This is a genomic window from Caulobacter sp. BE264, assembly GCF_031457805.1.
GTDB lineage: Bacteria > Pseudomonadota > Alphaproteobacteria > Caulobacterales > Caulobacteraceae > Caulobacter.
Genome location: NZ_JAVDXI010000001.1, coordinates 168,262 through 180,519, shown reverse-complemented (window position 1 = coordinate 180,519; position 12,258 = coordinate 168,262). Strand labels below are relative to the sequence as shown.

14 protein-coding genes are annotated in these 12,258 nt (G+C 67.2%); 3 read left to right on the top strand and 11 right to left on the bottom strand.

Annotated elements, in window-relative coordinates; genetic code table 11:
- Positions 1-27: 27 nt before the first annotated feature.
- The 3 genes from J2X45_RS00795 to mipZ all read right to left on the bottom strand — a co-directional run bounded on the left by J2X45_RS00795 (position 28) and on the right by mipZ (position 1,446).
- A complete protein-coding gene (locus J2X45_RS00795) occupies positions 28-87 on the bottom strand; it encodes a hypothetical protein (RefSeq protein ID WP_310212050.1) in 60 nt (19 codons plus the stop codon).
- Positions 88-101: 14 nt separating this feature from the next.
- Positions 102-536 carry a DnaJ domain-containing protein gene (locus J2X45_RS00790; protein ID WP_310209955.1) on the bottom strand — a complete coding sequence of 145 codons (435 nt, stop codon included), beginning with the start codon at positions 534-536 and terminating at the stop codon, positions 102-104.
- 73 nt (positions 537-609) lie between these two features.
- The gene (gene mipZ / locus J2X45_RS00785) at positions 610-1,446 is read right to left on the bottom strand and encodes a division plane-positioning ATPase MipZ (RefSeq protein ID WP_310209952.1); all 837 of its coding nucleotides are present in this window, start codon (positions 1,444-1,446) and stop codon (positions 610-612) included.
- 197 nt (positions 1,447-1,643) lie between these two features.
- Here mipZ and panC point away from each other — a divergent pair, with 197 nt between their 5' ends.
- Positions 1,644-2,501: a pantoate--beta-alanine ligase gene (panC, locus tag J2X45_RS00780; protein ID WP_310209947.1), complete on the top strand. Its 858-nt coding sequence runs from the start codon at positions 1,644-1,646 to the stop codon at positions 2,499-2,501.
- Positions 2,502-2,751: 250 nt separating this feature from the next.
- Here panC and J2X45_RS00775 read toward each other — a convergent pair whose 3' ends face one another.
- From J2X45_RS00775 to J2X45_RS00765, 3 genes are all read right to left on the bottom strand, one after another.
- A complete protein-coding gene (locus J2X45_RS00775) occupies positions 2,752-2,841 on the bottom strand; it encodes a hypothetical protein (protein ID WP_310209945.1) in 90 nt (29 codons plus the stop codon).
- Positions 2,842-2,914: 73 nt separating this feature from the next.
- Positions 2,915-3,313, bottom strand: coding sequence for a DUF1489 family protein (locus J2X45_RS00770; RefSeq protein ID WP_310209943.1), 399 nt, complete (start codon positions 3,311-3,313; stop codon positions 2,915-2,917).
- 217 nt (positions 3,314-3,530) lie between these two features.
- Positions 3,531-4,520: a hypothetical protein gene (locus tag J2X45_RS00765; RefSeq protein WP_310209939.1), complete on the bottom strand. Its 990-nt coding sequence runs from the start codon at positions 4,518-4,520 to the stop codon at positions 3,531-3,533.
- An 884-nt stretch (positions 4,521-5,404) separates the two neighbouring features.
- On the opposite strand from J2X45_RS00765, the gene J2X45_RS00755 reads away from it, so the two are divergent.
- Both J2X45_RS00755 and J2X45_RS00750 read left to right on the top strand, forming a co-directional pair.
- Entirely contained in the window at positions 5,405-6,193 is a 789-nt protein-coding gene (locus J2X45_RS00755) for a thioesterase family protein (protein WP_310209936.1), read from the top strand.
- Between the two features lie 12 nt (positions 6,194-6,205).
- A complete protein-coding gene (locus tag J2X45_RS00750) occupies positions 6,206-7,792 on the top strand; it encodes an amidase (protein ID WP_310209933.1) in 1,587 nt (528 codons plus the stop codon).
- A 3-nt stretch (positions 7,793-7,795) separates the two neighbouring features.
- On the opposite strand, the gene J2X45_RS00745 is transcribed toward J2X45_RS00750, so the two are convergent.
- Genes J2X45_RS00745 through J2X45_RS00725 form a run of 5 tightly spaced genes read right to left on the bottom strand, consistent with a single transcriptional unit; the run spans position 7,796 to position 12,078 of the window.
- Positions 7,796-8,233, bottom strand: coding sequence for a DUF4440 domain-containing protein (locus J2X45_RS00745; RefSeq protein ID WP_310209930.1), 438 nt, complete (start codon positions 8,231-8,233; stop codon positions 7,796-7,798).
- A gap of 31 nt (positions 8,234-8,264) precedes the next feature.
- A complete protein-coding gene (locus tag J2X45_RS00740) occupies positions 8,265-8,420 on the bottom strand; it encodes a hypothetical protein (protein WP_310209929.1) in 156 nt (51 codons plus the stop codon).
- Positions 8,414-9,052 carry a hypothetical protein gene (locus J2X45_RS00735; RefSeq protein ID WP_310209926.1) on the bottom strand — a complete coding sequence of 213 codons (639 nt, stop codon included), beginning with the start codon at positions 9,050-9,052 and terminating at the stop codon, positions 8,414-8,416. The genes J2X45_RS00740 and J2X45_RS00735 overlap by 7 nt, the downstream gene beginning before the upstream one ends.
- Complete coding sequence (locus J2X45_RS00730) at positions 9,049-10,476, bottom strand: hypothetical protein (protein WP_310209924.1); 1,428 nt, start codon at positions 10,474-10,476, stop codon at positions 9,049-9,051. Before J2X45_RS00730 ends, J2X45_RS00735 begins: the two co-directional genes overlap by 4 nt.
- Positions 10,477-12,078 carry a tetratricopeptide repeat protein gene (locus J2X45_RS00725; protein WP_310209921.1) on the bottom strand — a complete coding sequence of 534 codons (1,602 nt, stop codon included), beginning with the start codon at positions 12,076-12,078 and terminating at the stop codon, positions 10,477-10,479.
- Positions 12,079-12,258 lie beyond the last annotated feature (180 nt).

Genomic DNA, 12,258 nt, shown 5'->3' with positions numbered 1-12,258 from the left:
GGCTCGTCCTGAACCGGGTTCAGGGCGTCATATCGAGCAGGTTTGGCCCGACGAGCGGCGGCGCCAGAAGCGTTCGCGGTTGATCATGTTCGGACCCTAGCTTAGCCGCGCGGCTTGATCAAACGATCCCGCGCCGCGTTTAGCTGCGCCGCCAGACCCTCGGTGCCGCCCTTGTCCGGATGCGCCATCTGGATGAGGCGGGTGTAGGCCGCCTTGACCTCCGCTAGGCTGGCGTCAGGCCCCACCCCCAGGATCGCGCGCGCCTCGGCAAGGCTGAGTTCGGGCCTGGGCGGGTGGACCACCTCGCGGCGCACAATGGGGCGACGTCGCGCCTCGGTCACGCTCCACAGACCGACAACGCCCAGAACGATGCCCGTGCCCCACGCGCCGCGGATCGTGGCGTAGGCCGCCACCGCGAAGGCGACCATCGCCGCCGCACCGGCGCCGACCCGCCAGCCATCGCCCTTCAGCAGCGTCCGGCCACGCGGCCAGAGCAGGAAGGTAATAATCACCGCGCCCAGCAGCAGATAGATCATCGGCGCTCCAAACACGAAAACGGGCGGCGAGGTCGCCCCGGCCGCCCGCTCCCCTAGATACTTAACCGGCGGGCTACTGCGCCGCCAGCATCGTCTCGCCGGAATAGGCCGACAGGCCCAGGCTGTGCATCAAGGCGCGCAGTTCCTGCCGCGCGGCCAGGTGTTGCAGCGACACCGGCACCGGACGCACCTGCGGCGACAGGTCAGCGATGGTCAGACCGAATGGGAACAGCTCGCGATAGATGACCCGGTCGCGCAGGCCCGGTCCGATCCGGAAGCCGACGCGCTTGGCCAGCGCGTTGAGGCGGTCTTCCAGACGCTTGCGGTTCCGCGCCTCGGTGGTGGCCAGACGGTTGCGCAGCACCACCCAGTCCATGGCCTGGCGCTGGCCCGACAAAGCGCGCTGCTTGCGCCCCTCCCAGACGGTCAGCGAATAGAGGCTCGGCTTGGTCAGCTCCAGGCTCACCGGGTCCACCGTGCCCAGCATGTCGAAGTCGACGAAGCTGTCGTTCATAGGCGTCACCACCAGGTCCGCGCGGCCGTGGGCCATGCGGGTGATGGCGCTGTCGCCGCCAGGGGTGTCGATCAGGATGAAGTCGCATTCGGCCTGGGCCTTGGCGAAGGCGGCCTCAAACCCGGCCACCTGCTCCTCCTCCGGCCTTTCGGCCAAGGCGACGTCGTTGTCGCTCAGGTTCAGGGCCAGCGGCTCGGGCAGCTCGATCTTCTTGTTGTCCAGCCACGCGCGGCGGTTCTCGAAGAACCGGGCGGAGGTGCGCTGGCGCAGGTCCAGGTCGATGACGGCGACCTTGGCCCCGCCATACAGCAACGCGGTGACGAGGTGCACGGCGATGGTCGACTTGCCAGCGCCGCCCTTCTCGTTGCCGACGACGATAACGCGCGTTTCGGCCATGGCTTGGGTCCTTCTGCGTCGCGACTCAGCGACTCTTAATCGAAGGTTAACACGATGTTTCCCACCCCCGAGGGGGCTAAGGGCCTCAATCCACAGACCTTATTGTCGCAGGCCTGTGGACGTGTTCCCGTTGGGGGATGGTGGACCTTCCCCATCTCTAAGGCCATAAGCGCTCGCCAGTTTGCGTGGAGGCCCTCATGACCCGCCCGATCATCGTCCGCACCGTCGCCGAGATGCGTCAGCATGTCCGCGACTGGAAGGCGGCCGGGCAGCGCGTGGCGGTCGTTCCGACCATGGGCGCCTTGCACGAGGGCCACCTGTCCCTGGTGCGCCTGGCCCAACAGCGCGCAGAGCGCGTGATCGCCACAGTCTTCGTCAATCCCAAGCAGTTCGCCCCGCACGAGGACTTCGACGCCTATCCGCGTGGCGAGGCCGCCGACGCCGAGAAACTGGCCCTGGTCGGTTGTGACCTGCTGTTCGCGCCAAACGCGACCGAGATGTATGCGCCCGGCTTCTCGACCCTGGTCAGCGTGTCAGGAGTCTCCGAACCACTGGAAGGCGCAGCCCGCCCGCAGTTCTTCGGCGGCGTGGCCACCGTCGTCGCCAAGCTGTTCATCCAGTCGCAGGCCGACATCGCGGTGTTCGGCGAGAAGGACTACCAGCAGTTACAGGTCGTGCGACGGATGGCGCGTGATCTCGACATCCCCGTCGAGATCATAGGCGCGCCGACGGCGCGGGCCGACGACGGCCTCGCCCTCTCCTCGCGCAACGCCTACCTGTCGCCGGAAGAGCGTATGGCGGCGGTGGCCTTGCCCACAGCCATGAAGGCGGCGGCCGCAGCGGTCGCCCAAGGAGGCCGTATCGAGGACGCCGAGCAGGCGGCGGTCGCGGCGTTGAAATCGGCCGGTTTTGGTCAGGTCGACTATGTCGAAGTCCGCGAGGCTGGCGATCTCTCGCGGCTAGGCCCGGGCCCGATCGGCGACGCGTCCGGCCGCATCCTGGTGGCCGCCTGGCTGGGCAAGACTCGACTGATCGACAACATGGCGGTCGGCTGACCTGGAGTCCGCCGCGAACGCAGAACCAGACTCGCTAGAGCGTGACGCCGAAAGTGGGAACCGGTTTGGGCCTCAGTCACGCTCTAAGTGTTTGATTTAGAGCCTCGTTATCGCGTCAAAACGATTACGTTTTGACGCGCGAGGCTCTAGAGCATTTCACGACCTGACTGCGTCAGGCCGTGAGCTCTAATCTTTTGTTTTGGCGCATTTTTCTTCACGCGAACCGGAACCACTTCGCTCGAAAAATGCTCTAGCCGATCGGGCGCAGCGCCAGCAGAAGCCCGCCGACCAAGCCTAAGAACAGCATCCCCACGCCCAAGGCGGCATAACCGGACTTCATCGTCGTCCCTCCAGTCCCCGCCAATGAGAAAACACTCGCAGCGGTTGCCATTCCCCTAACGCGCCCGCTCAAGTTACCAGGCGCCGAGCTCTCGCAACTGGCGCGCCAAGTCAGTGGGCAAATCCGCAGATTCAGTCTCGGTCAGATCAGGCGGCGCGTCCTCAGGTTTCAGATAGCGCCAGCCCTGAAACGCCCGCCGAGGCTGAGGCGCCACGCGGATGATCGGCGGGTCCACCGTCACCTCGCAACGCGAAGCGGCGCCCGAGCCGATCGTGTCGATGGCCAGGATCTTCTGTCGGCACAGCACCTGTCCCTTGAACACCCGATAGAGCGAGCCGCCGTCCAGCACCTCATCGATGCGCTTGGGGGTCATGCGCGTATGCATGACCCAGGGTTCGCCGGTCTTGTGCCAGGCCAGAAGGTCGTCGATCGTGTCGCACCCGACAACCAGCTTGATGATGTGCAGCGCCATGGGGCGTAGATAGCGCGCGATCGGGGCAAGGCAACATTTCGGTTCGCCCCACGGGAGAAACGTGTCGACGCCCGCATGACAGCGTTATCCCTTATACTCAATCGCGTTCATGTGGGGGCGCGGGAGGGTCCAAGAGACCCCATGCCGCCGTTACGGACGTCTTGTGGGAGACGTTCGCAGCGGCGGTCTCGTTTTTGGGCGGCGCGGCGCTAAAGCCTCAATCCTGGTCCCCGGCCTGACCCTTGGCCTGTCGAGACAGGGCGATGAGGTCTTGGACGGTTGCGCCTTGGTCGCCGAAAGCCAGGCTTGGCCACTCGGGCATCAGGCCGTCCAAGGCCAACATGGCGCCAAGTCCGGCGTCCTGGCTCCACCAGCGCCGTCCGCCGCGGATGAACACCGTTGCATCCTCGCGCGCCATGGCCCCGCCGGCCGGATCGGTGAGCCAGGCCCAAGCCGCCCAGTTCCCGGTTCCTTCGAAGGTCAGGAACACGTCGTCGGCCTCGCGCCAGAGCGGCTTGTCCGCGAGATAGGTGGCGCGCCGGCCTTCCATGGCGACGGCGGCTTCATCCAGCTTCACGCGCCGGGCCTCGTACGTTTCGGCGCCAGCCGACGCGTACAGAAGATCACGCTCATGCTCGTAAGCCTTCACGTAGTCCGGAACAGCGCTCCAGGTCTTCTGGAGGCTGTCGTCGTCGGCGTCTTCAGGCAGGCCTCGCCGGATCAGATCGTCGATCCGACGCCCAAGACCCGCGCCCTGCTGGGTGTGCGCGAACTCGTGCATGAACACGACCATGGCCAGTCGCTCAGGATCGCGCGCCTCGGCCTTGTCCGCCCTCCACACGGCCGGCAGGCTCATGACGAAGAACATCCCTCCGCCATCCAGGGGCGCGGCGAAGGAGAGCTTGCGGGCGGGAACCTGACCGCCTCCCGGCAGATCGACCGCACCCGAATGACTTTCCGCCCGCACAGAATAGGTTCGCTGACCAACCTGAAACGGGCCGGCCGTCGCGGGCGTGAACCTGTAGACGCAGACTTCGTCGAACAGGATCAAGGCCGGCGTCGTCGGCGCCCGCATGCGGATGCGGTCGTGATCAAGCCGATCCCATGCCTGCAGCGCCTGTTGCGTCCACCGCCGAGGCTCGCCTTCAAAGGCGCATTTGGGCGGAACCGATGCAGTGAGCAGCAGTGCTGAGAGCAGGGCGATCATGGCGGTGATTGATGATCCGCCCGCCCTTACGATGCAAATGAACTCGCGGTCAGCCCCCCCCGTTGCGGATGCCCCCTCAGCAAGATGGGGGATCGGCCCGGCGCCATCTCCCATGGTTTAAGGGGATCGGCGGGCGTAAACGCTCGGAATTAGCGAAGACGACCCCAACGAAATCAACGCCTTCTCACTTTTACGCGCCAACTTATCCCCGGCGTCAAAACCCGCTCCATACTCAATGCATCCCCGTTGCGGGGGAGGGCGTATGGATCCGGCCCAATACGGCGGCGGGGCTAGGTTGAGCGGGGCCGCGTGGTCTCGAAGCGGTTTCGACCGGGGTCTGTTCGTTGGATAGATCCGGGATTCCGGAAGAGGCCGCAGAGAGGCGAGCGCGGAGCGACAGGGCGGTGATCGTACAAGCCGCCTATCGTGGATCGTCGGGCTGGACACGGATGTCGCCGCTCCAGTTGGTCCGCGCCCGTCCGGGGGCTCCTGGGGTCCCGAGCTGAAAGACGCTCACGCCCCCCATCCTCACGGGCAAGAACAACCTGGCGGAGCGGACAGTCGAGCCGAAACGCAAACACAAACTCACGGTCTCCGGGTTCGCCCGGCCGCTCCGTCGCCTCCCCATGAGTCTTCAGCGGTCACGCCGCGTGAAGCGGCGGACGCACGCCTTCTAAATCCTCCCCCCCAGCGGGGGAAGTGTCGGCCCGAAGGGACGACGGAAGGGGAAGAGGCCGGTTCAGCAGCACTTCCCCCTCCGTCCGCTGCGCGGACACCTCCCCCGCTGGGGGGAGGATTTTTCAGCGGCCCTTCCCCATCGCGGGGAAGGATTCCCCCCGCCCCTCCCTTGACTTCCGTAGCGAAAGAAAACGAACACTGTCCCCATGACGCTCTACACCGACCTCGTCGCGGCCATCGCCCCTACCGAAACCGGCTTTACCGCTCACGTCTCAGACGACTGGAAGCAGGGTCGCACCACCTATGGCGGCTTGAGCGGCGCCCTGTGCGTCGAGGCCGCCTTGCGGGCCTTTCCCGAGACCCCTCCCATTCGCTCGGCGCAGTTCGCGTTCGTCGGGCCCGCCTCGGGTGAACTGGCGATTTCGGTGCGACCGCTGCGTCAGGGCAAGTCGACCCTGTTCGTCGCCGTCGACCTGATCGGCGAACAGGGCGTGGCCACCCATGGCGTGCTGACGTTCGGCGCGGCGCGGACCTCGGCCCTGTCCTATGAGGAAGTGCTCTGCCCGCCTGTGGCGCCGGCCAACGCCTGCGAACTGTTCTTCCCGGAAAGCCGTCAGGGCGCGCCGCACTTCTCGGCGCAGTTCGAGGTGCGCAAGGCCGGCGGCACGCGCCCCCTGGCGGGCGGGGAACCTGAATACCTGCTGTGGATCCGGCATCGCGACGCGGCTGCGACCTCGATCTCCGCCCTGGTGGCGCTGGCCGACATGCCGCCGCCCCCAGCCATGGCCCTGTTCCCGCAGTTTGGACCGATCTCGACCATGACCTGGTCGCTGGATATCGTTGGGCTGCCTGAAGCCGACGACGACGGCTGGCGCCTGCTGCGCACGCGCGCTGAAACCATCGGCGACGGTTACTCGACCCAGGAAATGCACCTGTGGGACGCCAAGGGCCGCCCTCTGGTCCTGGCAAGACAGAATGTGGCGATCTTCGTCTGATCACGCACGACTGTGGCGGTTGGCGCTTGGCGAGCCGCGATTTTTGACCCCATGCTCCGCGCCATTCGGTCGCCGGAGTCGCGGCCGCGTTCGGGGAAACGCTTCATGACCAAGATCGCCATTCTGGCCGGCGCGGCCGCCATCGCCTTGCTCGCTGGAAACGCCACGGCCCAGACCGCCCAAGACGCCACCAAGGCGGCCCTGGCCACGATCCAGCAGCGTAACCCGGTTCTGCGCGCGGTGATCGCCACCAACCCGAACGCCCTGACCGACGCCAAGGCCCTCGACGCCGAACGCAAGGCCGGCAAGATCCGCTCGGCCCTGCACGGCGTTCCGATCCTCCTGAAGGACAATATCGAGAGCGCCGATCCCCTGCCCACCACCGCCGGCTCGCTGGCGCTGAAGGACAACATCACCGGCCGTGACGCGCCGGTCGCCAAGCGCCTGCGCGACGCGGGTCTCGTCATCCTGGGCAAGGCCAACCTGTCGGAATGGGCCAATATCCGCTCCAACCACTCGATCAGCGGCTGGAGCGCGGTGGGCGGCACGGTGCGCAATCCCTACGCCCTGGACCGCAGCGCCTGCGGCTCGTCCAGCGGTTCCGGCGCGGCGGTGGCGGCGGGCCTGGCGCCGCTGGCCATCGGCACCGAGACCGACGGCTCGATCACCTGCCCTTCGGCGATCAATGGGCTGGTGGGCCTGAAGCCGACGGTGGGTCTGGTCCCGCGCACCCACATCGTGCCGATCAGCCACAGTCAGGACACCGCCGGCCCCATGACCTTGACGGTCGAGGACGCCGCCAAGGTGCTGACCATCATCGCCGGCTCTGACCCGGCCGACCCGGCGACCAAGGAAGCCGACGCCCGCAAGACCGACTATGCCGCCGGCCTTTCCAAGACGGCCCTGAAGGGCGTCAAACTGGCCGTGGCCCGCTTCTACACCGGCTACTCGCCCAAGACCGACGCGGTGTTCGAACGGGCGCTGAAGGACCTGGAAGCCCAGGGCGCGACCCTGGTCGACGTCAAGGACTTCGACGAAGGCCCGATCGGCCGGGCCGAGGGCGTGGTGCTCTACACCGAGCTGAAGGCCGACCTCGCCGCCTACCTCGCCTCGACCGATCCGAAGAAGGTGCCGACCCGCACCCTGGCCGACGTGATCGCCTTCAACAAGGCGACCCCGAAGGAGTTCGAATGGTTCGGCCAGGAGAGCTTTGAGCGCGCCGAAAAAACCAAGGGCCTCGAGGATCCGGACTATCTGAAGGCGCTGGCCGACTCCAAGCGCATGGCCGGTCCCGAAGGCATCGACAAGATCCTGAAGGACACCGGCGCGGTGGCCATCATCGCCCCCACCACCGGTCCGGCCTGGACCATCGATCCGCTGAACGGCGACAACTACGGCGGCTCCTCGACCACCCTGCCCGCCGTGGCCGGCTATCCGCACCTGACCGTGCCGATGGGCGACGTGTCAGGCCTGCCGGTCGGCCTGTCGTTCATCGGACCGGCGTGGAGCGAGAAACTGCTGCTGAACCTGGGCTACGCCTACGAGCAGGCGACCAAGCATCGCAAGCCGCCGACCTTCAAGACGACGATCGCGCCCTGATCGTCAGCTGCTGTGATCGGCGATGATCCGCCAGCCGCCGGGTTCCAGGGCCATGATCAGGCTGGTGTACCCCTTGGCCGAGGTCCCGTTGGGATAGGCCAGCGCCCACCGGCCCACGTACAGCGCGTGGGTCGGATCCAGCAGGCGGAAGTCGACCGACTCGAAGGTCAGGACGCCGCGCTTGGCCGGGTCGCCGAAATCGTACTTGGCCTTATAGCGGGCCAGCATGGCGGCCTTGCCGCGCACGAGACCTTCCTCGGTGACGAAGCTGGTTTCCGGCGCGTCGGAATAGCTGGCCATGAAGCGCGCGACATCGCCGGCGTTCCAGCCGGCGGCGCTGTCGGCGATCACCGCCTCGACCGCCCGCTGTTGCGGCGAGACCTCGGCCAATGCGAGAGACGGCGCGAGAAGCAGCGCCAGGATCGACAGAAATTTCAGCATCGGGACCTCGGCAAGGATCCAGGCGCCGCCCTCAGTAACGCGGGCGGATCGCTTCGATCGGCGGCGGCGGCGGCGTCACCTTGGCGCGGTTGGGAGGCGATGGCGCGGGCGGGCCATGCGGTCGCGGCGACGCGCAGGCCGTCAGGCCCATCGCCAGAACACCGCCGACCAGCATCATCCTCAGCATCCGACGAGGCCCGCGCCGACGAAGTTGCGGTTGGCGCCCACACCGACGCCGCCGAAGTGCTGACCGGCCGCGATGCCAACGCCGATCGCGCCCGGCGGGGTTGCCAGGGCCACCCCATAGCCACCGGCCGGCGTGAAGATGCCCAGACCCGACTTGAAGCAGCGGTTGTCGCCGCGCGGGTCCCAGACCTCGACCTTGCCATCGGCGCGCGTGAACGCCCAGCGCTCGCCGCGCTCGTCACGGCCCGACACGACCAGCTGCCCGGGACGCGTAGCGTCGACGCCGTAGGCCTGGCGGCTGAAACCGTCGACCGAGCAAGAAGACACCAAGCCCGGACGGCTCAGATCGCCGGCGAACTGGGCGGCCGATCCACTCTGGGCGTTGTAGGCCGAGACGTCGGTCCCGGTTCCCCGGCCGCTGTTGACGAAGACCTGGGTGCCGGTGGCGCTGTCATAGCTCATGATGTCGGGCGCAGCGCCCGTCATGGGCGAACCACAGACCTCGCGTCCACGCCCTGGACCGCCAGGAGCGCCCGGACCGCTTTGGGCCCAGGCCTGCGTCGCCACGAGGCTGGACACCGTCACCAGCGCGCAGAGGGAAACGGTCAGTCGGCTGTGAACAGACGTGCTCATCGCGGAGCTCCCCCTTGCTGAGGCGCGGAAACGGGCGCGCCGGCGGGCGGCGGGCCGGCGAGTTCCGCCGGCGGTTGGGTGGTCACGCCAGCGACAACGGCGGGCGCGGGCCAATAGCTGTCGAAGTCCAGGCGAGCGCGGTCACGCGGCGTGCGATAAAGCTCCGGCGCCTCGAACCACGGACGGCAGGTCAGTTCGCCATTGAAGAAGCCCGTCACCAGAGCGCGACAGCCTTCGGGGCGCGCATAGACACGGTTGTCGACCGCGCGCACCTGACCGCCGGCATCGGCGTAGATGCCCGAGCGCATGACACCCATGATCTTGTTGTTCGACGCGAACACCACGCCCGATGCGGCGTAGATGCCGACATCCACGGCTTCCAGCTCGCCCTCGACCACACGCAGGTTGGCGTTCTCGAGCGTCACGGCCCAGTCGCTGTCACGCACCACGGGACGCAACAGCGTCGTCTCGTCGCCGCCGCCGACATAGATCCCGCGCGAAAAGCCGTCGACGTACAGACCGTCGATCTGGACCAGTTGCTGGCGGTTCATGCCGGCGATGATGAAGCCGGCCGAGTTGCGGGTGCGCGAGGAACCCGTCCAGTCGCCCAGGCGCGAGACGCGGACGTCGCGCAGACGGCTGTCGCCCGAGGTCTCCAGCGCTGCGCCAATTGCCGTGGCGGCGATCTCGACATCGGCGGCCATGATCGTGCCGGTCGCCTTGACCACGGGCTGGCGCGTGCGACCGATAAAGGTGGTCTGGGCCAGCTCGATGCGGCTGTCCCCGACGTCAAAGGCCGAGCCCTCGCCGTCATAGCGAACGGTCACGCCGCGCATCGCGATCTCGGTGGCGCGGCCAACGATGCACGAGGCGGCGCCGGCGCGGGTGGCCTCAATGCCCAGACCGTCCAGCACGACGTACTGGACGCCGGCCTGGATCTTGATGCAGGGCTGGCCGCTGCCGGCGATCAGGATCGGACGCGTGCGGCTGGGCGAATAGTCGCGCACCACGATGCTGATCGCCTTGGTGATGTTCAGCGAGTCGACGCAGGCGCCGCCGTTGGTCGAGGTCAGGGTCAGCACATCGCCTTCGTAAAGGCGATAGAGCGTGTCGGAAATCTGGCCCGGATACGCGTAGTCGCAGTTGATCTCGCGCGAGACGTAGGCGTAGCCGCCGCCGTTGTTGTACGGCACGACGCAACGCCCCCTCGAGCGGATCGTGCCCCGGGGACAGGGCTTGGGGCGCACGTCACGCACCTTGCACCCGTGGGCCAGGTTGGGCTGCAGCAGCAGGCCAAAGCAGGGGCGAATCTGCTGATCAATCTTGGCGTCCGGCGAGGCGACGGCCAGCTCGGGCGCGGAGGCGACGGCGGCGCCCAGGGTCAAGGCGGCCCAAAGCGCCAGCAGGCGGCTGAGGCGGCGCATCTAGTAATTCCCTTCGTTATAAGGACGCCCGCCCCTGTCGGGTCCAGGCTGCTCCTGGCGCGGGTCACGGTCTTCGGCGCGCGGCGCGGCGCGATAGTCGTCGGCGCCGTAGATCGGTCGGGGCTGTGGCCGCTCGCCAGCGCCACGCGGCGGCCGGGAAACCTGCGCCAGCAACTGCTGCAGCCGCCAGGCCGACGGCTTGAAACCGGCCAGGGCGCCATCGATCTGGTAGACCACCGCCTTGGCGCGATCCTGATCGGCCACGCCCTGCAGCCCCAGCGAGAAGAAGGTCGACATGGCGTACTTAGCTTCCGCCGATCCCTGGCGCTCGGCCTCTTCGTACCAGTGGTAGGCGCGGGCGTAGTCGCGCGGCACGCCGACGCCTTCCGAGTACATCACCGCCAGCACCAGCTGGGCCTTCGAGGAGCCATTCACCGCCGCGTACTGCACGGCGCGCACCTTTTCGATGGGCGACAGGCGACCGGTGTTGGGACGCCCGATCATGCTCTGCAGGGTCTGGACTTCGGTCATGCTGAGCATCTTCTCGTCCAAAACCGCCGTGGGGATCACGCGCAGGTAGGACAGCGCCTCGCCGACGTGGACGAAGGGCAGTTCGGAGATGCGATACAGCGCCGCCTCGCGCGCCTCGCCCGACAGGTCGGCCTCGTCGGAGTGGGGCACGCCGGAGTCCGGCGATTCGGGCGGATAGAACTCGTAGGGCGGGATCCAGCGCTTGGCTTTGGTCTCCACGAACGAGCCGTAAGACGCCCGCTGCGGCGAGGACCGCTCGAAGTCCTTCAGCATCACATAGGCCGAGACGTCGCCCGTCTGCACCGCCAGATAGTTGTAGAGATAGGCGTCGACGTCATTGCGGCGGAAGAGGTCCAAGGCCGCCGGCGCGCCAGGCTGGCTGGGCTTTCCGTAGGCCTCGATGGCCTGAAGGTTGTCCGAAGGCTCGCCAAAGGGGCCGAAGTAGCCGTCGTGCATCCGCGCCAGGGTCCGGAATCCGTCCGCGCTCTGGGTCGACAGGATATAGATCACGCGATTGCGGACCTTCTCGCGCTCTTCGGTCGACATGCGCGACAGCAAGCGGTCCAGGGCGCCATAGGCGCTGCGGCGTTCGAAGGCGCGGCAGTCGTCGAAGCGCGAAACCGCCCGCGATTCCTTGCCACGACGCTCGTAGGCGGCGATCGGCGCGTAGCCACCAGAATTAGCCAGCGCCATGGCGTACCAAACCGCCGCTTCCACCGGATCTTCCAGGTTCTTGTCGGCGGCGCGCTGGCCTTCATAGCGCCGCGCAAGCTCGAGTTGCGCGAAGAAATCGCCGCGGAAACCGCCCTGACGCAGCGAGCGGATTTCCTGTTGCTGCTGGTTGAACTGTCCCGAAACGCCTTGAGCGACCTGCGGCCGCGGGCATGCGCTGGCCCGCTTGTGGAACCAGAAGCTGGGGCCGGTGTCACAGCCCACAAGCGGAATCACCACCGCTGCGACGACGAGCCCCACAGGCGCCCGGCGCAACAGGGAGGCGCGGCGGGCGACAAGACGCTCAGCCGCGTCGCGGAGCGTGCGAAGGCGCGTATTTGCGTCCCCGGCCTCGCGCATGAATCCCCCTTCAGCCGTCGCCGTTAACCATAAAACAACGATCTCTCATGTGCCCGGGATTGGCCACTGTCAAGGTCAGCTCAACCCGCGAAGCAATGAAGTCTTCGTCATGACAGCCAAGGTTCGCTTGGCAGGCGAATTTTGGGGATTTCCGCAGGTTTCCAAAGGTCGGAAACAACT